Annotated in this window: 18 protein-coding genes, 7 tRNA genes, 3 rRNA genes, 1 other RNA gene and 1 pseudogene; all 30 read right to left on the reverse strand. The window is 37.5% G+C overall.

Annotated features, from left to right (window positions below; translation table 11 throughout):
- Nucleotides 1-9: 9 nt before the first annotated feature.
- A complete protein-coding gene (locus SYNTR_RS09810) occupies nucleotides 10-978 on the reverse strand; it encodes a DNA polymerase III subunit (protein ID WP_197079102.1) in 969 nt (322 codons plus the stop codon).
- A gap of 29 nt (nucleotides 979-1,007) precedes the next feature.
- Nucleotides 1,008-1,457, reverse strand: a complete 450-nt coding sequence (locus tag SYNTR_RS09815; protein WP_156204349.1) for a YaaR family protein — start codon at nucleotides 1,455-1,457, stop codon at nucleotides 1,008-1,010.
- Entirely contained in the window at nucleotides 1,457-2,098 is a 642-nt protein-coding gene (gene tmk / locus SYNTR_RS09820; RefSeq protein ID WP_156204350.1) for a dTMP kinase, read from the reverse strand. The genes SYNTR_RS09815 and tmk overlap by 1 nt, the downstream gene beginning before the upstream one ends.
- 154 nt (nucleotides 2,099-2,252) lie before the next feature.
- Nucleotides 2,253-3,692, reverse strand: coding sequence for an aminotransferase class I/II-fold pyridoxal phosphate-dependent enzyme (locus SYNTR_RS09825; protein ID WP_156204351.1), 1,440 nt, complete (start codon nucleotides 3,690-3,692; stop codon nucleotides 2,253-2,255).
- Nucleotides 3,693-3,719: 27 nt separating this feature from the next.
- Complete coding sequence (locus SYNTR_RS09830) at nucleotides 3,720-4,658, reverse strand: diacylglycerol/lipid kinase family protein (protein WP_156204352.1); 939 nt, start codon at nucleotides 4,656-4,658, stop codon at nucleotides 3,720-3,722.
- Nucleotides 4,659-4,749: 91 nt separating this feature from the next.
- On the reverse strand, nucleotides 4,750-5,067 hold the full coding sequence (locus SYNTR_RS09835; RefSeq protein ID WP_197079103.1) for a sigma factor G inhibitor Gin: 318 nt from the start codon (nucleotides 5,065-5,067) through the stop codon (nucleotides 4,750-4,752).
- Nucleotides 5,068-5,208: 141 nt separating this feature from the next.
- Nucleotides 5,209-5,323 (reverse strand): 5S ribosomal RNA (gene rrf, locus SYNTR_RS09840).
- A gap of 203 nt (nucleotides 5,324-5,526) precedes the next feature.
- Nucleotides 5,527-8,510: ribosomal RNA gene (locus SYNTR_RS09845) — 23S ribosomal RNA — on the reverse strand.
- A gap of 226 nt (nucleotides 8,511-8,736) precedes the next feature.
- Nucleotides 8,737-8,812, reverse strand: a tRNA-Ala gene (locus SYNTR_RS09850).
- 33 nt (nucleotides 8,813-8,845) lie between these two features.
- Nucleotides 8,846-8,922: transfer RNA gene (locus SYNTR_RS09855), tRNA-Ile, on the reverse strand.
- Nucleotides 8,923-9,005: 83 nt separating this feature from the next.
- A 16S ribosomal RNA gene (locus SYNTR_RS09860) occupies nucleotides 9,006-10,583 on the reverse strand.
- The 16S, 23S and 5S rRNA genes sit together here with 2 tRNA genes alongside, the layout of an rRNA operon.
- Before the next feature lie 338 nt (nucleotides 10,584-10,921).
- Nucleotides 10,922-11,188, reverse strand: a complete 267-nt coding sequence (locus SYNTR_RS09865; RefSeq protein ID WP_156204354.1) for a 4Fe-4S dicluster domain-containing protein — start codon at nucleotides 11,186-11,188, stop codon at nucleotides 10,922-10,924.
- Complete coding sequence (locus tag SYNTR_RS09870; protein WP_156204355.1) at nucleotides 11,181-11,765, reverse strand: 2-oxoacid:acceptor oxidoreductase family protein; 585 nt, start codon at nucleotides 11,763-11,765, stop codon at nucleotides 11,181-11,183. Before SYNTR_RS09870 ends, SYNTR_RS09865 begins: the two co-directional genes overlap by 8 nt.
- A 1-nt stretch (nucleotide 11,766) precedes the next feature.
- Nucleotides 11,767-12,516, reverse strand: coding sequence for a thiamine pyrophosphate-dependent enzyme (locus SYNTR_RS09875; RefSeq protein ID WP_156204356.1), 750 nt, complete (start codon nucleotides 12,514-12,516; stop codon nucleotides 11,767-11,769).
- Between the two features lie 17 nt (nucleotides 12,517-12,533).
- Complete coding sequence (locus SYNTR_RS09880) at nucleotides 12,534-13,622, reverse strand: ferredoxin oxidoreductase (RefSeq protein ID WP_156204357.1); 1,089 nt, start codon at nucleotides 13,620-13,622, stop codon at nucleotides 12,534-12,536.
- Between the two features lie 44 nt (nucleotides 13,623-13,666).
- The gene (locus SYNTR_RS09885) at nucleotides 13,667-14,368 is read right to left on the reverse strand and encodes a hypothetical protein (RefSeq protein ID WP_243140186.1); all 702 of its coding nucleotides are present in this window, start codon (nucleotides 14,366-14,368) and stop codon (nucleotides 13,667-13,669) included.
- A 193-nt stretch (nucleotides 14,369-14,561) separates the two neighbouring features.
- Complete coding sequence (locus SYNTR_RS09890; protein WP_156204358.1) at nucleotides 14,562-14,828, reverse strand: pro-sigmaK processing inhibitor BofA family protein; 267 nt, start codon at nucleotides 14,826-14,828, stop codon at nucleotides 14,562-14,564.
- Nucleotides 14,829-14,888: 60 nt separating this feature from the next.
- Nucleotides 14,889-15,140 carry a DUF2508 family protein gene (locus SYNTR_RS09895; RefSeq protein ID WP_156204359.1) on the reverse strand — a complete coding sequence of 84 codons (252 nt, stop codon included), beginning with the start codon at nucleotides 15,138-15,140 and terminating at the stop codon, nucleotides 14,889-14,891.
- A gap of 78 nt (nucleotides 15,141-15,218) precedes the next feature.
- Entirely contained in the window at nucleotides 15,219-15,812 is a 594-nt protein-coding gene (gene recR, locus SYNTR_RS09900; protein ID WP_156204360.1) for a recombination mediator RecR, read from the reverse strand.
- A 26-nt stretch (nucleotides 15,813-15,838) separates the two neighbouring features.
- Complete coding sequence (locus tag SYNTR_RS09905) at nucleotides 15,839-16,168, reverse strand: YbaB/EbfC family nucleoid-associated protein (protein WP_156204361.1); 330 nt, start codon at nucleotides 16,166-16,168, stop codon at nucleotides 15,839-15,841.
- 107 nt (nucleotides 16,169-16,275) lie between these two features.
- Nucleotides 16,276-17,784, reverse strand: a complete 1,509-nt coding sequence (gene dnaX, locus SYNTR_RS09910; RefSeq protein ID WP_156204362.1) for a DNA polymerase III subunit gamma/tau — start codon at nucleotides 17,782-17,784, stop codon at nucleotides 16,276-16,278.
- A 172-nt stretch (nucleotides 17,785-17,956) separates the two neighbouring features.
- Nucleotides 17,957-18,221, reverse strand: an RNA gene (ffs, locus tag SYNTR_RS09915) — signal recognition particle sRNA large type.
- A 163-nt stretch (nucleotides 18,222-18,384) separates the two neighbouring features.
- Nucleotides 18,385-18,478, reverse strand: a tRNA-Ser gene (locus SYNTR_RS09920).
- A 40-nt stretch (nucleotides 18,479-18,518) separates the two neighbouring features.
- A tRNA-Ser gene (locus SYNTR_RS09925) sits at nucleotides 18,519-18,612 on the reverse strand.
- Between the two features lie 31 nt (nucleotides 18,613-18,643).
- Nucleotides 18,644-19,054 (reverse strand): annotated as a pseudogene (gene tadA / locus SYNTR_RS09930) (tRNA adenosine(34) deaminase TadA); the annotation flags it as partial.
- Between the two features lie 112 nt (nucleotides 19,055-19,166).
- Nucleotides 19,167-19,243, reverse strand: a tRNA-Arg gene (locus SYNTR_RS09935).
- A 5-nt stretch (nucleotides 19,244-19,248) separates the two neighbouring features.
- A tRNA-Ser gene (locus SYNTR_RS09940) sits at nucleotides 19,249-19,341 on the reverse strand.
- A gap of 22 nt (nucleotides 19,342-19,363) precedes the next feature.
- Nucleotides 19,364-19,450, reverse strand: a tRNA-Ser gene (locus tag SYNTR_RS09945).
- Nucleotides 19,451-19,517: 67 nt separating this feature from the next.
- A complete protein-coding gene (serS, locus tag SYNTR_RS09950; RefSeq protein ID WP_156204363.1) occupies nucleotides 19,518-20,801 on the reverse strand; it encodes a serine--tRNA ligase in 1,284 nt (427 codons plus the stop codon).
- Nucleotides 20,802-20,971: 170 nt separating this feature from the next.
- Nucleotides 20,972-22,561 (reverse strand): phosphoglycerate dehydrogenase, encoded by a 1,590-nt coding sequence (serA, locus tag SYNTR_RS09955; RefSeq protein ID WP_156204364.1) that lies wholly within the window; start codon nucleotides 22,559-22,561, stop codon nucleotides 20,972-20,974.
- Nucleotides 22,562-22,581 lie beyond the last annotated feature (20 nt).

The following is a 22,581-nucleotide window of genomic DNA, read 5'->3' on the forward strand; positions in this document are numbered from 1 at the left end:
CTTGAATCATCACTGTTTTTTTATAAAGGCATCAAAAAGTTCATATGAAATATTTATACCTATAAGCATAGGGTTAATATTGTTCCTAGTCTTTCTTTTTAGTTTATTGATATTATTTATAGCTTTACTCATTGATTCTAAAGTAAGATTTGGTACTTGTTTAGCTATTTTTATACTGTTTTTTATTAATACTATTTGTTCATCTTGTGTTTTTTTATAAATATATATATCTCGTAAAATAGTTTCTATACAGCTTGCAATTAATGGTATATCTGCTTCAATTTTTTCTGCTGCTTCGAAAATAGCTATATTTTGTCCCTTTGATAGAGCTTTTATTATTTCTTCAGTATCTTGTATTAGTTTTTCAAATTTGTTTTCTTCAGCTAACATTATAGCATTTGCTAAGCTGCCCTGAGAAAGACACGCAATTATAGGTGCATTTTCTTTATTGTTTAACTTATTGGTTAAATAAGCTTCAATTTTATCTTCGGTTACTGAATTAAACCTTATAGCTTGGCATCGTGAAATAATAGTTTCTAATAGATTATTCTCATCTGCAATTAATATAATACTTGCGTAAGGGGGTGGCTCTTCTAATGTTTTTAAAAGTGCATTAGAAGCCTCTAAACTCATTAAGTGACTATCTCTTATTATAGCTATTTTTCTTTTTGCTCTATATGGCTTTACCGCAATCCATGACTCTAATTCTTGTGTTATTTGTTCTTTGGTTACTACTGTTTTATTGTCTTTTTTTTCTATAATTAATAAATCTGGATGAATATTGTCTTTTAAATATATTTGTGCTGACTTATCATCTTTGTTTATTATTATATTGCTAAAAGCTCTTGCTGTAAGCATTTTACCTATACCTGATTTGCCTATAAAAAGATATGCATGGCTTATATTGTCACTATCTATAATTTTTTTTAGTTTGTTTATTGTTTTATCTTGTCCAATGATATTTTTAAAATATTCCACACCTACTCCTCCAGGGGTAATGTTAACCGTTAAATCATTAAATCTACTAACATTCCTCTGATTTTATCTAGTGTTTCAAGTACTTCCATAGGTCCTTGTTTATGATTTACAAATTCGTTTATTAGTTTTTCTACTTCTTGGTCAACTGTTTTTATACTAATTAATAGTGTTCTTCCTTTTCTTCCTCGACCTCGTTGCTGTTCAAGTAAATATGCTAATGAGGTTGCTTCTTGCAAAAACGCTTTGACCATTTTTTTATATAACATTAAATCATTAATGTTTAAATTAGTATTAAGCTTTTTAACAAGCTTATCAATATCATTAATTAAATCCTGCAATTTTTGCTGGGAATCAATGTATTGATAGTTTGCTAGCTCTTGGTTGAATGTTGTTTCTTTACCTCGTTTAACCTCTGGTATCTGACTTTTGTTAACTGAGGTGTATCTGTTAAAGCCTTTTTTGTTGCGGTCTACTCTCACTAAACATCGACCTCGCTACCTTTACCTTTAATTTCTTTATCTATCAGCTTTATAGCCTTATTTAAAACTATCTCAATTTTTTGGCTAGCATCTAGTAACTTTACCCTTTGTGGCTCTTCTTTTGCTATTTTTAAGTACCCATTTCTAACCTTAGATTGAAAGCTTAAGCCTTCTTTTTCTAAACGATCTGGCAATTTATCACTTCTTCTATTATGCGCAGCTGTAGGTTCTAAGTCTAATAATAATGTTAAGTCTGGTTTTAAACCACTGGTACACAAATAGTTTAATTGCTTAAGAAAGTCTATGTCTAGATTTCTTCCATAGCCTTGATATGCTATAGTTGAATCCATATATCGGTCAGCTATAATTAACTTACCTTCCTTAATTGCGGGTTTAATTATCTCTTCTACAAGTTGAGCACGAGCTGCTGCATATAGCATAGCTTCCGTTTGAGGTTGTATTCCTTCGTTTTTAACATCTAAAAGCATTTCTCTTATTTTCTCAGAAACTTTATTGCCACCTGGCTCTCTTAAAGGCAATATTTGATAATAATTATTATAGTTTTCTATTATAAGTTTTTTTAGGGTGGTCTTTCCACTACCATCAATGCCTTCTAAACTAACAAAAATACCTTTTTTCATCTTTAACTCCAATTTATAATTGTTTTAACTGCAAAAAGCTAAACTTAGGCTATGGAATCGCCTGAGCAAACATGTTCATCATGCTCCTCATTAGTCTTTATCTCCATTTTTAGCATAGTACTTATTATGCCATTCATCAAGCAGACCTACTGCTTTAACCATCTACTATTGCTATAGTTTCCATACTAGCATCTTTAGGCCCCTGAATGTAACCACCCGTTTTTTTGACAAATGTAATGTAATCAATAATTTCCTGGGTAATAGTTTCTCCTGGCAGTAAGCAGGGAACCCCTGGGGGATATAGTGTTACAATTTCAGCAGAAACTTTATTTATGCTCTGGTTAAGCTTAACTTTTTTACTAGCTGCGCGATATCCCGCTCTTGGGGATAAAGTAACCTTTGGAAGAGGTAGAGCTATAACCTCGTTCTTTTTCTTGGTATCTGTATAATAAATTCTTGCTATATCCTTTAATGCTTTATATAAGGTACTCCAATCACTACGTGTATGAAGTAATGAAAACATAGCAACAACAATGTTTGGTTCTGCCATTTCAATGTGTATATTATATTTTTCATATAATATTGTAGCTAGTTCATATCCATTAATGCTAAGTTGTATAGGTGATATAACCACCTTTAGTGGGTCTATCTGGTTTATTCCCATATACCCAAGATAGTCATCTGTTATGCAGTGAATACCTTTTATGCTACTTATTTTTCTTTTATATTCAATTGATAATTTTAATGCTCTATCGAGAAACGCTTGTCCTTCTTTTTCTATAAAATTACGAGCTAAGTCTATAGAAGCTAATATAGGATATGAAGGACTAGTAGTAGTTAATAAACTTATGGCAGAAAATAATTGCTCCTTTTCTTTAAAATTTTCACCTACATGAATACATGCACCTTGATTTAAAACGGGTAAACTTTTATGCAGTCCATTAACTGCAGCATATGCCCCTGCATCAATTGAAGGGGTTGGGTATTCACTATGAAAATAAAAATGTGCACCATGTGCTTCATCAACAAGCAATGGTTTATTGTATTTATTAGCTATTTCGAATATTTTTTTGGTATTTGATACTGTTCCATAATAACTAGGATTAGTAATAAATACAGCTTTAGCTACTTCACTACATGATAACACATTCTCAATTTGTTCGCTCGTTGTTGATACAGTTATTCCTAAGTATGAGTCAGTTTGGCATTTTATATATTCTGGTATTACATCTGCTAATACCATGGCAGCAAAAACTGATTTGTGTACATTTCTAGAGATAAGAAAAGTATCTTTTTCTTTATTGCTAAGTGCTAAAAACAATGCATGAATACCTGATGATGCACCATTTACTAAGAAGTAACTTTCTGAGACTCCAAATGCCCTTGTTAGTGCTTGCCTGCCTTCCTCTATGATTCCTTGGGGGAGATGAAAATCATCTAATCCTGTTACTTCTGTTATATCTAGTCTAGCAAGTTGTTCTAATATATTGTCAAAATAAATTGCTGAGCCTATATGACCAGGCATATGAAACCTTAAACTTTTTTGGTTTATATAGTTTTTTATGGCCGTATATATTGGAGTTTTTTCACGCACTTAAAATTATCACCTTTCTGCTAGGTTTTATATATAAAGTTTTATCTCTGATGGTAATATTTCAAATTCAATATTACCTTTTCCTGGTGTTTCACCATCCATTTCTAAATAGACATCCTTTTCATTGGCTAAAATAGTTGCCTTTTTTCCTTGATAGTAGTCAACTTTAGGATGTTCTAAATGAGTACCCTTATAAACTTTGGGAAGGTTATAAAGTAGCTCTAGTTTTCCTAAATCCTTAACTAGTACAATATCTATAAGTCCATCATTAAATATTGCTTTAGGTGTTATTTTCATGCCTCCGCCAAAAAAACTACAGTTTCCAACAGCTACAATACAAGCCTTGCCTGAAAAAACTTCTTGATCATCAATTAAAACAGTAATATCTCTATTTTTGTATGTTGTTACAGTAATAAGTGCGCTTAAAAAAAAAGACCAAAAACCTCCAAGAATTTTACTATTACGATTAACTCTTGCTACCGTTTCACTACCTACTCCAACATCTGCTACATTAATAAAATGCCTTATATTTTTTTTGCCTGTCCAATCAATAAAGGAAGTTCTAACAATGTCGCAGTATAGTTCTTTTTGATGATAAAAGATGTTTTTAATGCATTTATCTTTAGTAGATAGTTTTAAATAACGAGCAAAATCACTTGCTGTTCCCATAGGAATTATTGATAAACTTGATTGGTTATTAATACGCTTATCTCCAATATAAAAACCATTAAGAACCTCATTTATGGTTCCATCCCCACCAACCGCAATAATATTACTAAAACCGTTTTGTAATGCTGATCTAGTAATATGGGTTGCTTCCTCGGGATGTTTTGTCACATAGGCCTCAAATTCGAAACCCTCGTCTTTTAGTTGCCTCTCAATATACGTCCACGTCTTCTTTGTTCGTCCATTACCTGAAGTGGGATTAATTACACACAAAGTCTTACTAGTACAATTATTGTTCATTTTTTCTCCCCAACAACTTTTATCTTTATGTATATAGTATAATTAATTTTATGTTTAAGATAAAATAAAAAATAAGCACCTTTTAAGGTGCTTATTTAAAAGTTTTTTTAATTCTTTCTAGTAATCTTTCATAACCTTCGCTTCCCACTTCAAGGTTTACAATATCATTTTCACATTGTGTACATATAAAAAGCTTCTTTAATTTTATACCATCCCGGAGTCCCTCATTAGGAACATTACCACATAGACCACAAACAGGCAATATTATAGCTGTTTTTTCAGTCTCGTGACTTAGGTTTCTTTGTACTTCCATAAAGCCATCTTCCTTTTTTATTCTTAATTCTTCCCAATTGGTCTCTAAGTATACAATTATTAAATACTTTCTCTTATCATATGTAATTTCCTGCAAAAATGTTAATAAAATTCGGGGAAGGAAGCACGGGGACGGTTCTTTTGCTTCCTAAAAAGGAAGCAAAAGAACCGTCCCCGTGCTTCCTTCCTCTTCCTTCTGTTTCTATAAAACTCCATAAAAGGTCAGAAAATAAATAAAACCTGGCGACGACCTACTCTCCCACAGCTTGAGCTGCAGTACCATCGGCGCTGGAGGACTTAACTACCGTGTTCGGGATGGGAACGGGTGTGGCCCCTCCGCCATTATCACCAGGAAATCTCATTTCGTTATTTAATTTTGAATTCTCAATTTTTAATTTTTAATTATGGTTAGGAAACGTAGTTTCCTTTTTATATATAGGCAAATTTGTTTGCCTTCCTTAATTAAGAATTAAAAATTAAAAATTAATAATTAGCCTCGCTAGAGGCGTTAAAGTTCTTTGAAAACTGCAATACATGATAGGTTGTTCTTAATTTTTAGGTCAAGCCCTCGATCTATTAGTATCGGTCAGCTTAATGCATTGCTACACTTACACTCCCGACCTATCAACCACCTAATCTTGATGGGATCTTACTTCCTTGACGGAATGGGAAAATTTATCTTGAGGATGGCTTCGCGCTTAGATGCTTTCAGCGCTTATCCTTCCCAGACATAGCTACCCAGCTGTGCCTCTGGCGAGACAACTGGTACACCAGCGGTCTGTCCATCCCGGTCCTCTCGTACTAGGGACAGATCCTCTCAATTTTCCTACGCCTGCGATGGATAGGGACCGAACTGTCTCACGACGTTCTGAACCCAGCTCACGTACCACTTTAATGGGCGAACAGCCCAACCCTTGGGACCTTCTCCAGCCCCAGGATGTGATGAGCCGACATCGAGGTGCCAAACCTCCCCGTCGATATGGACTCTTGGGGGAGATAAGCCTGTTATCCCCGGGGTAGCTTTTATCCGATGAGCGACGGCCCTTCCACTCGGTACCGCCGGATCACTAAGCCCGACTTTCGTCCCTGCTCGAAATGTCTCTCTCGCAGTCAAGCTCCCTTTTGCCTTTACACTCTTCGCGCGATTTCCATCCGCGCTGAGGGAACCTTTGGGCGCCTCCGTTACTCTTTGGGAGGCGACCGCCCCAGTCAAACTGCCCACCTGACACTGTCCCTGCACCGGATTACGGTGCTAGGTTAGAATTCCAGCAGTACAAGAGTGGTATCCCACCAGTGACTCCAGTAAGCCTTGCGACCTACCTTCTTAGTCTCCCACCTATCCTGTACATGTACTACCAAAATCCAATATCAGGCTACAGTAAAGCTCCACGGGGTCTTTCTGTCCTATCGCAGGTAACCGGCATCTTCACCGGTACTACAATTTCACCGAGTCCCTCGTTGAGACAGTGCCCAGATCGTTACGCCTTTCGTGCGGGTCTGAACTTACCAGACAAGGAATTTCGCTACCTTAGGACCGTTATAGTTACGGCCGCCGTTCACCGGGGCTTCGGTTCATAGCTTCGCCCGAAAGCTAACCATTCCCCTTAACCTTCCGGCACCGGGCAGGCGTCAGCCTCTATACTTCATCTTTCGATTTTGCAGAGACCTGTGTTTTTGGTAAACAGTCGCCTGGGCCTGGTCACTGCGGCTCTCTCACGCTCATATATGGTTATATATTCACGCTAGCAGAGCACCCCTTCTCCCTAAGTTACGGGGTCATTTTGCCGAGTTCCTTAACGAGGGTTCTCTCGCGCGCCTTAGGATTCTCTCCTCACCTACCTGTGTCGGTTTTCGGTACGGGCACCTGTTTTCCTCACTAGAGGCTTTTCTTGGCAGTTTGGGCTCAGTGACTTCGGTACTATTTTTCCCTTCCCTTAACACCTCAGGCTTTTTGCCAGGCGGATTTGCCTACCTGGCACCCTACGTGCTTGGACGCACTCTTCCATCCGTGCGCTTCACCTACCCTCCTGCGTCACCCCTTCGCTGATAACGGCTTACAGGTGGCACTGGAATCTCAACCAGTTGTCCATCCCCTACGCCTTTCGGCCTCGGGTTAGGTCCCGGCTTACCCTGGGCGGACGAGCCTTCCCCAGGAATCCTTAGGTTTTCGGCGGGCAGGATTCTCACCTGCCTTCTCGTTACTTATGCCAGCATTCTCTCTTCCTAATTGTCCACTACTCCTCACGGTATAGCTTCTGCCTTTTAGGAATGCTCCCCTACCAACCTCTCGGTTCCGTAGCTTCGGTACTATGCTTAGCCCCGTTGAATTTTCGGCGCAGAGCCACTTGACCAGTGAGCTATTACGCACTCTTTAAATGGTGGCTGCTTCTAAGCCAACATCCTGGCTGTCTAAGCAACTCTACTTCCTTTCCCACTTAGCATAGATTTTGGGACCTTAGCTGACGGTCTGGGCTGTTTCCCTCTCGTCTATGAACCTTATCACCCATAGACTGACTGCCATTTTCTAACCTTATGGTATTCGGAGTTTGGGAAGGTTCGGTAACCTGGTAGGGCCCCTAGCCTATCCAGTGCTCTACCCCCATAAGGAATTCTTTGACGCTAGCCCTAAAGCTATTTCGGGGAGAACCAGCTATCTCTGAGTTCGATTAGCATTTCACCTCTATCCACAGCTCATCCACGCACTTTTCAACGTACTCTGGTTCGGACCTCCACGATGTGTTACCATCGCTTCATCCTGGCCATGGATAGGTCACTCAGTTTCGGGTCTACAGCATTAAACTCATCGCCCTTTTAAGACTCGCTTTCGCTACGGCTCCATCCTTTCTAGATTTAACCTTGCTTAATACCATAACTCGCTGGCCCATTATACAAAAGGTACGCAGTCACCCGTTTTAATCGGGCTCCTACTGCTTGTAGGCATACGGTTTCAGGTTCTGTTTCACTCCCCTTCCGGGGTGCTTTTCACCTTTCCCTCACGGTACTCTTCTCTATCGGTCGCTAAGGAGTATTTAGCCTTGGAAGGTGGTCCTCCCTGCTTCCTACCGGGTTCCACGTGTCCGGCAGTACTCGGGGTCTATTTTAAGCTCTAACTTGTTTTTAGCTACGAGACTTTCACTCTCTGTGGTCTATCTTTCCAGATACGTTCGCCTAACTAGTTAGTTTAAGCTTTGAACAACCTGCAAGTTGTTCCTAAATAGCCCCTCAACCCCTATTATGCAACGGTTGCAGCCTTACACATATTAGGTTTGGGCTCTTTCCCTTTCGCTCGCCGCTACTTAGGAAATCTCGTTTTGATTTCTCTTCCTCCGGTTACTTAGATGTTTCAGTTCACCGGGTCTTGCCTCCTTACCCTATGTTTTCAGGTAAGGATGTTAGAGGTTTGCCTCTAACGGGTTTCCCCATTCGGATATCCACGGTTCTACGCTCGCTTGCAGCTCCCCGTGGCGTTTCGCCGCTTGCCACGTCCTTCTTCGCCTCTTAGCGCCTAGGCATCCACCGTACGCCCTTAATATCTTGACCTAATTCACGCTATTAAGAACTTCTCTTCACTCGTTAAGTGAAATTGTGTTTTACCTACTCATGTTTGCAGTTTTCAAAGAACTCTACGCACCTATAGGTGCGAATTTTGAATTTTTAATTTTTAATTAAAGAAGAAAAAGCTTTTGCTTTTTCATCAATAATTCAAAATTAAGAATTAAGAATTAAAAATTTTTTATTAAAACTTCTAGTTTTAATAAAAGTAAAATGGTGGAGATGAGGAGATTCGAACTCCTGACCCCCTGCTTGCAAGGCAGGTGCTCTCCCAACTGAGCTACACCCCCACAAAAATGTGAATAACTTTATAGTTTTTTTGATGGTGGGCCTAGATGGATTTGAACCATCGACCTCACGCTTATCAGGCGTGCGCTCTGACCAACTGAGCTATAGGCCCATGATATATATAAAACGAACAGCTGAAAAGAATTAGCTTCGACCTAGGATATGAAGAATTATTTCATCTTCAGGTCTCCTTAGAAAGGAGGTGATCCATCCGCACCTTCCGGTACGGATACCTTGTTACGACTTCACCCCAATTACTAACCCCACCTTCGACGGTTGCTTCCTCATTTAAGAGGTTGGCTCACCGGCTTCGGGTGTTGCCAGCTTTCGTGGTGTGACGGGCGGTGTGTACAAGGCCCGGGAACGCATTCACCGCGACATGCTGATCCGCGATTACTAGCGATTCCGACTTCATGGAGTCGAGTTGCAGACTCCAATCCGAACTGAGAATGGCTTTTTGAGATTCGCTCCACCTCGCGGCCTCGCTTCTCTCTGTACCATCCATTGTAGCACGTGTGTAGCCCAGATCATAAAGGGCATGATGATTTGACGTCATCCCCACCTTCCTCCTGCTTGTCACAGGCAGTCCCATTAGAGTGCTCATCCGTATTGTTAGCAACTAATAGCAAGGGTTGCGCTCGTTGCGGGACTTAACCCAACATCTCACGACACGAGCTGACGACAACCATGCACCACCTGTCTCAACGCTCCCGTAGGCACTCTCTAGTTTCCTAAAGATTCGTTGGATGTCAAGACCTGGTAAGGTTCTTCGCGTTGCATCGAATTAAACCACATGCTCCACCGCTTGTGCGGGCCCCCGTCAATTCCTTTGAGTTTCAGCCTTGCGACCGTACTCCCCAGGCGGGATACTTATTGCGTTAGCTGCGGCACAGAAGGGGTCGATACCTCCTACACCTAGTATCCAACGTTTACGGCGTGGACTACCAGGGTATCTAATCCTGTTTGCTACCCACGCTTTCGCACCTCAGCGTCAGGGTCAGTCCAGACAGTCGCCTTCGCCACTGGTATTCCTCCTGATTTCTACGCATTTCACCGCTACACCAGGAATTCTACTGCCCTCTCCTGCCCTCAAGAAACCTAGTTTCAGTCGCAACCCCGAGGTTGAGCCCCGGTCTTTCACAACTGACTTAAGTTTCCGCCTACGCGCTCTTTACGCCCAGTAATTCCGGACAACGCTCGCCCCCTACGTCTTACCGCGGCTGCTGGCACGTAGTTAGCCGGGGCTTTCTATTAAGGTACCGTCACTACACCCATATGTTACTCAGGTGTATCTTCGTCCCTTAAAACAGAGCTTTACAACCCGAAGGCCTTCTTCGCTCACGCGGCGTCGCTGCGTCAGGGTTTCCCCCATTGCGCAATATTCCCCACTGCTGCCTCCCGTAGGAGTCTGGGCCGTGTCTCAGTCCCAGTGTGGCCGTCCACCCTCTCAGGCCGGCTACTGATCGTTGCCTTGGTGAGCCTCTACCTCACCAACTAGCTAATCAGACGCGGGTCCCTCCATAAGCGATAGCTTATATCAGAGGCCATCTTTACTATACAAGAGTTTCACTCGTATAGCTTATGCGGTATTAGCACCAGTTTCCCGGTGTTATCCCCCTCTTATGGGCAGGTTACCCACGCGTTACTCACCCGTCCGCCACTAAGTACATTAAACTTCCATCCGAAAATTTCCGTCTAATGACTCCGTTCGACTTGCATGTGTTAGGCACGCCGCCAGCGTTCGTCCTGAGCCAGGATCAAACTCTCCATTAAAATTATCTTTTAACCGTTTGATCGGCTTTAAACTCTTTATTAACTGGCCGGTCTTAATTACCTTAAGACCTTTTCGCACTAATTCTTTCAGCTGTTCAGTTTTATCAAGATCGTTGCCGCCTCTCTCTGGCGCGCAAGAATTATAATATCACCCTGTAAGTTATATGTCAAGTTTTTTTGTAGATGTTTTTTAGTTAAATTGACTGGAAATTAATGTTGTAAATTGATCAATAACTTACGTAAAACATTATATAATGTGAGACTAACTTTGACAATGTTTTTATTTAAAATATTTACTTTTAAAAGCTTTTCTCTCCATAATACGGGGTTTTATAATTTTAAATTATTGCTTTTTTCTTTTTCTTCTTTTTAATTACTATGGCACAATCAGGACAGACTTGCTCGCATATATTACATGCTATACAGCTATCTTCGTCTTTTGGGGTAACAATTGGTGTGCCATAAACGCCTAATTTATCTGACCATATTAGTACATCATTAGGGCATTTTTCTTTACACAGCCCACACCCTTTACAATACTGTGGAATAATATGAAAAACTGCTTTTTCTAAATCAAATATAATTGGCTTTATTTTATTAGGCATTTCTAGACACCTCTTCCTTTATCGACTCCTCTGCCATCTTTCTGCCTATTTCAAGAGCCTTATAGTTTAAATCCCTTAAATCTGGATTCTGTTCAAATTTATGCATTAATTTGCTTTCTAAAGCTTCTTTAGCAGCTTCAAAAGATACTACATTAGAAAGACCTATAACTGCACCCATTATAATTATGTTAAAAACTTTTGGGTGTAATTCGTTATTTGAGGTATCAATTGCAGGTAATCCTAGTATTTTTTTTGCATTTAGTTCTATATTCTCATCAATACTAAAACTTGAATCATGCACAAATAATGTGTCGTTAGATGAATACATCGCTGTTCTTGAAACTGAGCGTTCACTTAATGCTATCACTACGTCTGCAGTATGAAACTTAGGTGCTCCTATTCTTTCTTCACTTACTTGTATAAAAGCTATGGATACCCCTCCACGTTGCTCAATCCCAAAGTTAGGAATATATATTGTTTGTTTGTTTTCATTATATGCTGCTTCAGTTAAAATTTCAGCAACTGCTTGAACTCCTTGCCCGCCTTCACCGGCTAATGCAATTCTAACAAGTGACATCCTATTTGTCCCCCTTTCCATGGGAAGATTTTAACTCCCCTACTGGGAAGTATTGTTCCATTTCATCTTCCAGGAAATGCCAGGTTTGTTGAGCATTTGTTCTCCAGTTTGTAGGGCATGTAGCTAATATTTCTACAAAAGAAAAACCCTTGCCTTCTATTTGATTTTTTAATGCATTTTTAATAAATCTTTTTAGCTGTTTATATTTTGAAACTGTTCCTCTAGCTACATATGCTCCTTCTCCAGTTAAGGCAGCTACAAATTCAGGTCCTTTTGTTGGGTTACCAGTTGTTTCTGCATCTCTTCCATAAGGAGAGGTTTCTGTCTTTTGACCTGGTAATGTTGTTGGAGCCATTTGACCACCTGTCATTCCATAGTTAGTATTGTTAACTAGAATTAATGTAACATTTTCATTTCTAACTGCTGCATTTACTAGGTGTTGTGATCCAATAGAATATCCTCCACCATCACCCATATATCCAATACACACTAACTCTGGACGGGTTCTTTTTATACCTACCATTACTGGTGTTGTTCTTCCATGGTGTGTTTGTGTGCTATCACATGCAAAAAAGTCCCATGCAAGTAATGAGCATCCTATATCACAACCAAAAACAGTTTCATCTTGAATCTCTAGCTCATCTATTGCTTCCCCTAAAGCCTTTAATACTATTCCATGCCCACATCCAGGGCAAAATTTATGAGGCTTTGAAGGGAGATACCATGATTTTGGTGTTGCTGGTGTTATCAATTAAGTTACCCCCTTCCCTATATTACACTCTTAATTTTATCTATAATGTCATGGTCTACTATTCCTACACCTGGTTTGAATAAGTTTTCTATTTTAGTTGTATATCCATATAATTCATATTTAATCATTCTATCTAATTGTCCCCATGCTGATTCAGCAACAAGTATTGTTTTAGCATTGCTCTTATCTATTGCATCTCTTAGTTGTTGTGTAGGAAACGGCCTTAAGGTTATTGGCCTAAAGCTACCTGCTTTAATCCCTTGTGCCCTAAGTCCTTTAACTGCATCATCAGCTGCTCTTGAAACAACTCCATGAGCTATTATAACTATATCAGCATCTTCACATTGATTTTCTTCATATTCAATTACATTAGGGGCCATCTCATCAAAATCTTTGTTAAAATTAATTACTACATCATATAGTTCTTCTTCCATACTATATATGTTGCATAGATGCGATGGATCTCTATCTGCCCCTACTTTTCCATCTAGACCTAGTAATGGGTACGGTTTTATCATCTCAATACCCTTTTCTTCAGGGTTATACATTTCTAAGGGCTCACGCATTTTTGCCTGATATCCATCCCCTAGTATAAATGTAGGAAATCTGTATTTCCAAGCCATATTGTATCCCTTTATGGTATAGTCATAGATCTCCTGGTGACTTGCAGTTGAGTATACTATTCTATGACCTTCTCCATTTCCACCTAAACAAGTGAGTGTTACTTCTTGCTGTGAATAAATAACAGTACCTGATGAGGGGCCTCCTCTTTGTTGTATTACACTAAGAATCGGTAACCTCATAGCTTCTGCCATTCCGAATGGCTCTTGCATAAGCACATTTCCTGGACCTGCTGTAGCTGTGAAAGCTTTTTTACCTGCCTGAACAGCACCACAAACAGTAAAGCCTGCTGATATTTCATCTTCAGTTTGTAAAAACTGTCTATCATACTTAGGCGCCAACCTAGTCCAGTAATGCATTACTTCGTTTTGAGGCGTTATTGGGTAACCAAACATTACATCAGCCCCTGCAACAAGAGAAGCCCATGCTGCAGCCTCATTCCCAGTTATAAATGATTTTTTTTGTTCACCAATTATATTGGTCATTTATTTGATGCACCTCCCGCTTTTTTCTTTGTTAATTTTTAATATCACCACATTGCACCAGGCATATATCTTTTAATAAACTTTATAGAAACATCGAAGGTTTCTTTTTTAACTAATGATTCTAAGTTTTCATCAATCGCTATGTATTCTATAGGTACTTTTATTTCTTGAGCTGCTTTAATTATCTGCTGATTGCCTTTTTTTATCAATTCAACAGTTGTTTCAGTTGATAAGTGAGTATTAGCTATTATTCCATCTACTCTTCCTAATTCCCTAATATAGTCTTTTATTTTTTCCAATGAATTAGTCATTGGTCTTGTATAATTTATTACAGCTAATATTTTTAATTCTTTGGATTCATGTGCACCTTCAACTAAGTTTAAAGTTTGTGCTCCGTAAACTCCATATCCTACATCAAGAATAATATCGCCTTCATTTAATAAAGCCCACTTTGCTCTGGGATGAAGCATTGCCCCGGTTTCTCCCAGCCCAAATGTATCCTCTCTTCCAAAACCTATTATGTTTAAACCTTGCTCTTCTAAAAATTTTTTAAGAGGTCTTAGTGTGTAAAATGGCTCTACTGTATCTAAATCTACTAAAGTTACATTACGATTTTGATTTTTTAATTCGATAGCTTTGTTTATTGCTAACTCACTTTTCCCACTAGCATATTCTCCTATATAAGCTTCTATGATTTTTGTTGATTTATTTACTATAACTAAAACACCTCCTGTTAATGTATACAAAGTACACTGTTGTCGCCTTACATAGGATTTAATTAAGTATAAATTAGTAGTAATTGTGAGTCAATAATTATCTTCTTTATAGGAAATATTACTCACATTTATGAATTATAGTTCCTGTTAAATATTTGCAGTTATATTACAAAGCACAAATAACAAAGGCGGACTAATCCGCCTTTGTTGTTTTTTTATCTATTTACATTATAAGTAGTTGAAAACAAATTAACAAAAATATACCAGGAATTCCCAAAAAGCCAGCAATTAGTATAGTAATTAAATTAATAGGTATATTAAAATCAAAGTATGCGCCCATATAGTTAGTAATGATAAGTAATACTAATCCTATTGCTGAGTTAAGTAGAACCTTCCATAGTAATTTTATCGGCTTCATTATTACCTGTGCTACAATGTATATTATTACAAGCAAGAATAATGCAGCTATAATAATATTTAGCGTTTCCATAACCTCACCCCTTTTTGTAAAAATTATTGCTATTTTTTATATACTAGTAAAAGGGGTCTTTCATTTTGTTTTTTCTATTTTTATTAAGTAATTATATTTTTTTTCCGCTGCTTGTAGTTTAAATATTGCATAATCAATTAGTTCTGGATCATCAACTGAAGATAATAGATTTCTTGCTTCCACTACCTCTTGATGTGCATAATTAAGAAGTAATTTATTGTTATTCAATGTCTCACTGTTATTTTCTATATTATCTTCTTCAATTATCCATAGATTAGTTATTTTTTTTAACCATGTGTTTATTAAACTCATGAACACCCTCCTATACACAGCACCTAAGTTAATTTAACTTTGTCCACTGCATTATATGCTGAGGGTATTCTTATTATGCTAAAATTGTTTTCTTCCCTCCATAGCTCTTCTTAAGGTTAACTCATCTGCAAATTCTATATCTCCACCAACTGGTAGGCCATGCGCTAAACGAGTAACCACGACACCATAATCTGAGGCTAGTGAAGCTATGTAACGTGATAGTATATCACCGTTTATATCAGGATTTAATGCTAAAACTACTTCTTTTACTTTGCCATTAGATAGAAATTTTTTAAGGGGAGCAACTTTAATTTCTTCTAATTTGTTATCATCCATAAGATGAAAGCTTTTATTTAAAACAAAGTATTTTCCCCTAAATCCTGTTTTCTCTATTGCTATGATATCACTAGTTTCTTCAGCAACACATATGGTACTTTCATCCCTAGTATTATCAGTACATATTAAGCAAATGCTTCTGTCTGTTAAATAACCACACTCTGGACATGGATGTACTGTTTCTCGAGCTTCTATAATAGCATTTGCTAGTTGTTTTGCCTCTTCTTCTGGTAGTTTTAGTATATAAAGTGCAAGTCTTTGAGCTGTTTTGGGACCTATGGTAGGAAGCTTTACTAATTCGTCGATGAGTGTTTCCAATGGCCTGGCAAGCCTCATCGTTAGTTCCTCCTTAATATGTTATATTATGGCATGCCTGGAAGATTTAAACCACCTGTTATCTTAGCCATTTCAGATGAAACCATATCTTGTGATTGTTTAACTCCTTCATTAACAGCTGCTGTAATCAAATCTTCAAGCATTTCAACATCATCAGGATCTACAACCTCTGGCTTAATTTTAATTCCTATTAGTTGTTGTTTTCCATTAACAGTAACCGTAACTGCTCCTCCACCAGCTGATGCTTCAATTTCTCTTTCTTCAAGCTCTGCTTGCATCTGTGCGATTTGTTCTTGCATTTGTTTTGCTTGTTTCATCATTTTGTTCATGTTTCCACCGCCACCAGGAAATTTCATTTTATTCTTCCTCCTTAATTCCTATTTATATTTTATTTTTATAATTCTAGATTATATTGTGATAATAGCACAAGATAAAACTTTTTTATATTTTACACAATTAAAGCTTATTCTTTTATCTCAACTGCTTCTTCACCAAAGTATTCAATAGCTTTTTTTACGATTATGTCGTTATATTGATTATCGTCTAAAAAGATAAATTGTACTTCTATTTTTTTGCCTAGGACTTCTTCAAGAGCTTGGTCTAAGATTTCTCGATTTTGTTTTTCTTCCATTTTTTCCTTATGAAATTTATATCCTTTCTTGTAGCCTATGTAAAGAGTGTCCCCTTTTAATCCTATTAACTTACCTTGTGCTAATAACGCATGTGTCGGTATTTTTTTATCTTTTACTTCTTTTAAAATTTTACTCCATATTATATCTTTGGTATCATTTTTCTCACTATTTTTTTGAAATTGGTCCTCATTGTCATTGTCTAATGGTATATGCTGTTGTTTATTTATTTCTTCTTTTTCACTTTTATTAGATGTTAGTAATGTAGCCATATTTATAATAGCTATTTCTAATAGGTGTTTTTGTCCATCACTAAATTTTATTCTTTCTGCAGTATCTAGCATTAGTTTTATAGCTTCTAATATTTTTTCTTTTGTTATTGATTTTTCTTGTTCAGATAGTATTTTTATATTATGTTCACTAACTGTACTTAGTACAGCTTTTTCTTTGAGCAGTTTATAAAAAAGAAGGTCTCGAAGATACAAAGCAGTTTCTTTTGCTATTTGTTGTGATTCCTTACCCTCTTTTAAAGCAGAGTCTAGCAATTTTGTTATTAGTATAATGTCATTGTTAATTGAAGCACCTACTAGTTTGGCCATAAATTCATCATCAATTAAGCCTAATACATCCATAACATCTCTTTTTGTAATATTGTTTCCTTTATATGTATATATCTGGTCAAGCATGCTTAAAGCATCACGCATTCCACCATCTGCTCTACGGGAAATAGTTTTTATCGATTCATCTTCTATCTCAATACTGTTAGCTTTAGCCACCTGTTTTAATCGGTTAACTATTTCATCATCTGTTAAGCGATGAAATGTATAGTTTTGGCAGCGTGAAAGTATTGTAGGTGGTATTTTTCTATGCTCCGTAGTTGCTAATATAAATAAAACTGAACTGGGGGGTTCTTCAAGGGTTTTTAGTAAAGCGTTAAATGCTTCTGTTGTAAGCATATGAACTTCATCGATTATATAAACTTTCACCTTTCCTTGAGCAGGTAAAACTCTTACTTTTTCTCGTAGGTCTCTTATTTCATCTATACCACGATTTGATGCTGCATCTATTTCTATAACATCCATGAATGTATTATTGTTTATATCTTTACAAGAAGAGCAATCATTGCAGGGCTCACCTTGTTCTTTAAGCTCACAGTTAACTGCTTTAGCTAATATTTTTGCTATACTGGTCTTGCCTGTCCCACGCGGTCCAGAAAAAAGATAAGCATGGGAAAGTTTGCTTTCTCTAACCGCATTTTTTAAAGCCGTAACAGTTTTTTCTTGTCCCACAACATCAATAAATTGTTGAGGTCTCCAAACTCTATACAAAGCTAGATATGCCAAAGCAATTCCCCCATAATCCATAATAAATTTTTAATAAAAGGAAACGATAGTTTCCTTACCTTAATTAAGAATTAAGAATTAAAAATTAATAATTACTAATTACTAATTAAAAAAACAGGTTTATACAAACCTGTTTTTATTATACTATACTATTTTATCTTTGTTAATTAAGCCGTGCACCTAGCTTCGAATATACCTTCCAAGCGTTACTTAAACAGCTAGCTCCATCCAGGCTACCCTGCGTCACACGAAATGGACCTCTTAGTGCTGCTTCCTTCCGGACCTGACACGGTTCAAGGTGTTTCGTTGCGCCGGACCCAAATTTCAACACCACCTGTTTAAGCCAGTCCTTACAAGATATATCCTCAGCTAGGAATTCAATCCTGCTATAGCGGATTGCAGGTTACAGAGCACCGCTACCTCTCCATCTAGCACGGCAAATCTTATTTTCTTTATATTCATATTTTGCGTACAATACATTGTAACGCTTTTTTTTTCGTAATTCAAGAGCTCCCATAAAGTGACAAAGAATAATTCTTCTTTTAAAGCAAATAAGGACTTTAAGGATAGTCCTTTAAGCCCTTAATAAATTCTATAAGCTGGCGGAGAGAGGGGGATTCGAACCCCCGAGGCAGTTTTACCCGCCTACTCGATTTCCAATCGAGCGCCTTCAGCCAGACTCAGCCATCTCTCCATGATCTATTTTATTATTTTTTAATAACATGTTTGCGCTCTGGCAGAGAGAGTGGGATTCGAACCCACGAGACCGCTATTAACGGTCTACTCGATTTCGAGTCGAGCGCCTTCGTCCAGCTCGGCCATCTCTCCTCAAATCACTGAAGAATGAACTTAATAGTTTTGAGCATTCTTCTTGTAGTATTCCTGCCTCTACCTCTACCTGATGATTTAGGCTTTGATTATTAAGTAGGTTTACTACCGAATCAACTGCTCCTGCCTTAGGATCTTTTGATCCGTAGACTAATCGACTAATTCTAGTGTTTATCATTGCTCCTGCACACATAGCGCAGGGCTCTAAGGTTGAATATATGGTAACACCAGTAAGGCGCCATCTTTTTAAATATTCACTTGCTCTCTGCATAACTAGAATCTCAGCATGTGCAGTTGCATCATTGTTTTTTTCTTTTTCGTTGTGTGCCCAAGCTATAACTTCATCTTCAAAGACTGCTATAGCTCCAATAGGTACTTCTTCCTGTTGATAAGCTTTTTCTGCTAGTCGAAGTGCTTTTCTCATATATAACTCATCAGTCATACAATCACCACCATATGGTGTTTAGAGGGCACCTATTATATTTAATAATGAAAAGGAAACCTTTGGTTTCTTTTTATAATTTTCTATTGATAGTAAGTAGTTAGTATTTATATGGCGCGCCCGCAGGGATTCGAACCCCGGACCTCCAGATTCGTAGTCTGTTACTCTATCCAGCTGAGCTACGGGCGCAAATATGGCGGAGAGAGAGGGATTCGAACCCTCGAGACAGTTTTACCCGTCTACTCGCTTAGCAGGCGAGCGCCTTCAGCCAACTCGGCCATCTCTCCGTACATTTCTTTTACTATATTATGGCGGAGGTGGAGGGACTCGAACCCCCAAGGGCGTTAACCCCGCCGGTTTTCAAGACCGGTGCCTTACCAGTTAGACTACACCTCCGTTTAGGAACATCGTCCAATGCAAAAGAAAGTATATCACAGCATTTATTCATTGTCAACAATTCTAGTTATCTTGTTTCTGGCCTAATTACTTCCAATCCACCCATATATGGTATCAGAACTTCTGGGATCTTAACCGAACCATCTTCCTGTTGATTGTTTTCAAGTATTGCTGCTACAGTTCTACCTACTGCTACACCTGAACCATTTAATGTATGTACATACTGAACTTTTGATTTTGCTTCTGGCCTATAACGAATGTTTGCTCTTCTAGATTGAAATTCTTCACAATTTGAACATGAAGATATTTCTCTGTATTCATTATAGCTAGGCATCCATACTTCAACATCATAAGTTTTAGCCGCTGAAAAACCCATATCTCCAGATGAAAGTAACATTACTCGATAAGGTAAACCTAATAGCTCTAGTACTTTTTCGGCATCTAGTGTAAGTTTTTCTAGTTCTTCATAGGACTTTTCTGGTTCAACTATTTTAACTAGCTCAACTTTGTTAAATTGGTGCTGTCTAATAACCCCTCGTGTATCTCTACCATGTGAGCCAGCTTCTGCTCTAAAACAAGCAGTGTATGCTGTCATATATAATGGTAACTGATTTTTATCAAGTATTTCTTCTCTATATAAATTAGTTAGTGGTACCTCAGCTGTTGGAACCATATACATGTCTTTTCCATCTAGTTTAAACATATCTTCTTCAAACTTTGGTAACTGCCCTGTACCAACCATGCATTCACCATTAACCATAAATGGAGGAAAAACCTCTGTATATCCGTTTTCTGAAGTATGTATGTCTAAATAGAAATTAATTATGGCTCTTTCAAGTCGTGCACCTGCTCCTTTATAAACAGTAAACCTAGCCCCTGATAATTTAGCAGCTCTTTCAAAATCTAGTATATCAAGGCTAGTCCCTATATCCCAATGCGGAGCTGGAGTAAAGTTGAATTTTTTAATCTCACCCCATTTTCTAATTTCAATATTACTGTTTTCATCTTCTCCTGGTGGCACAGAATCATGAGGAAGATTTGGTAAGTTTAAAAGGATTTCTTCTATAGATTTTTCAATCTTATTTACTCTATTATCAAAGTCCTTAATTATTTGTCCAATTTCGCGAACTTTTTCCATTAGTTCACTAGCATCTTGTCCTTCTTTTTTGAGTTTTCCAACTTCTTGTGAAGATTTGTTTCTATAGTTTTTAAGTTCTTCTACTTCAGTCAATATTGATCTACGCTCTTCATCTAATTTAAAAAAATCATCTAAGGCACCAGATACACCACGCTTTTTCAAAGCATCTATAACCATATCTGTATTAGCTCTTATCATTTTTGCATCTAACATAAAAAAACCTCCAAACTAGGATACTTTGTATTTTTTAGGTTTTCAATTTCCCATAATACTCAACTTTTTTCTGGTAATATTATCCTTGCTTTGGCTAATTAAAAGAGACGATTGAGTAGACGTGTTTACACGCCACTCAGCGATCTCTAATTGCAACAATTGTTGTTCATTTAAAACTTTAAAAGTTTAGCCCTCTTTATACCGTCTGACTTGCTTACTTTATCTAGTACTTCTTCTTCTACTTTATTATCAACATTTATTAACATTATTGCTGTTTCACCCTTTGTTTGCCTTGCCACTCTCATGGATGCAATATTCACACCAACATCGCCTAATGCAGTAGCAAATGGTCCTATAACCCGTGGGCGGTCTTCATTCTCTGCTAATATTACATATCCTTCAAGAGCACTTTCGGTTTCATATCCATTAATTTCAACTAATAATGGACTTCTAGCCCTAGAAAGAGTTCCTGCTATTTCTAGTTCCTGGTTAGAGTTTACTAGTTTTATAGTTATCAAGTTTTTATAACGCTTAGGACTTTGTTCTTCCTTTTGCTCAAATATTTTTATTCCACGCTCTTCTGCCATTAGGCGTGCATTTACAAAATTAACTTTTTCCCACATTACTGGTTCAAGTATTCCTTTAAGTAAAGCAATTGTAAGCATCTCGGTTTCATTTTTAGATATTGGACCACTATAAGTTATTTCTACTCTATTAACAGGTGTTTTTTCTATTTGATAGTAGAATTTACCCATCTTTTCAGCCAATGTTATATAAGGTTTTAGATAATCTAGCTCCTCACTAAGCATAGTTGGGAGGTTAACTACATTAGGAACTATATCTCCATTTAATGCTTTTATAGCCTGTTCAGCTATATTTTCTCCAACTCTTTTCTGGGCTTCATAGGTATCGGCTCCTAAGTGAGGCGTTACAACAACATTGTTAAATTCAAATAATGGATTTTGTGTTGCGGGCTCTTTTTCAAATACATCAAGACCTGCACTTGCTACTTTGCCTGATTCTAGTGCTTGAACAAGTGCCTCTTCTTTTATTATTCCGCCTCGAGCACAATTAACTACTCTTACTCCATCTTTAGCCATATCCAATATTTTTTCATCTATCATATGCATAGTTTCTTCGTTTCTTGGTGTATGAACTGTTATTATATCAACATTTTTTACTAACTCCTCAAGGCTATTAACTTTTTCTGTACCAAACCTTTCAAATCTTTCATCTGAAATATATGGATCATAAGCTAAGACTTTCATATTAAATGATTTTAATCTAGTAGCTACCATAGACCCTATTCTACCTAATCCTACAATACCAACTGTTTTTTCAAATAGCTCCATACCCCTAAAGGGCTTTCTATCCCAAGTGCCACCTTTTAGAGTGGTATTAGCCCATGCAGTATTTCTTACTGAGGATAAAAGTAAACTAATGGTTTGTTCAGCAGCAGATATTGTATTACTATCTGGAGTATTAGCAACTACAACTCCATATCGTGTACATACATCTACATCAATGTTATCTACACCATTTCCAGCTCTTCCTACAAATCTTAGGTTTTTACCTCTACTAATCAGTTCTTCATTTACTTTTGTAACACTTCGTACTATTAATGCATCATATTGATCTATAACTTCTAAAAGCTCTTGTCTTGATATGCCATCACGAAAATCTACTTCCAGTTCAGATCTTAGTAAATTTAAACCTTCTTCAGATATTCTTTCACTAACAATGACTCTTTTTTTTGCCACTTTTTATTCTCCTTTCTTAA

It is taken from the genome of Candidatus Syntrophocurvum alkaliphilum (assembly GCF_009734445.1).
Lineage (GTDB): Bacteria > Bacillota > Syntrophomonadia > Syntrophomonadales > Syntrophomonadaceae > Syntrophocurvum > Syntrophocurvum alkaliphilum.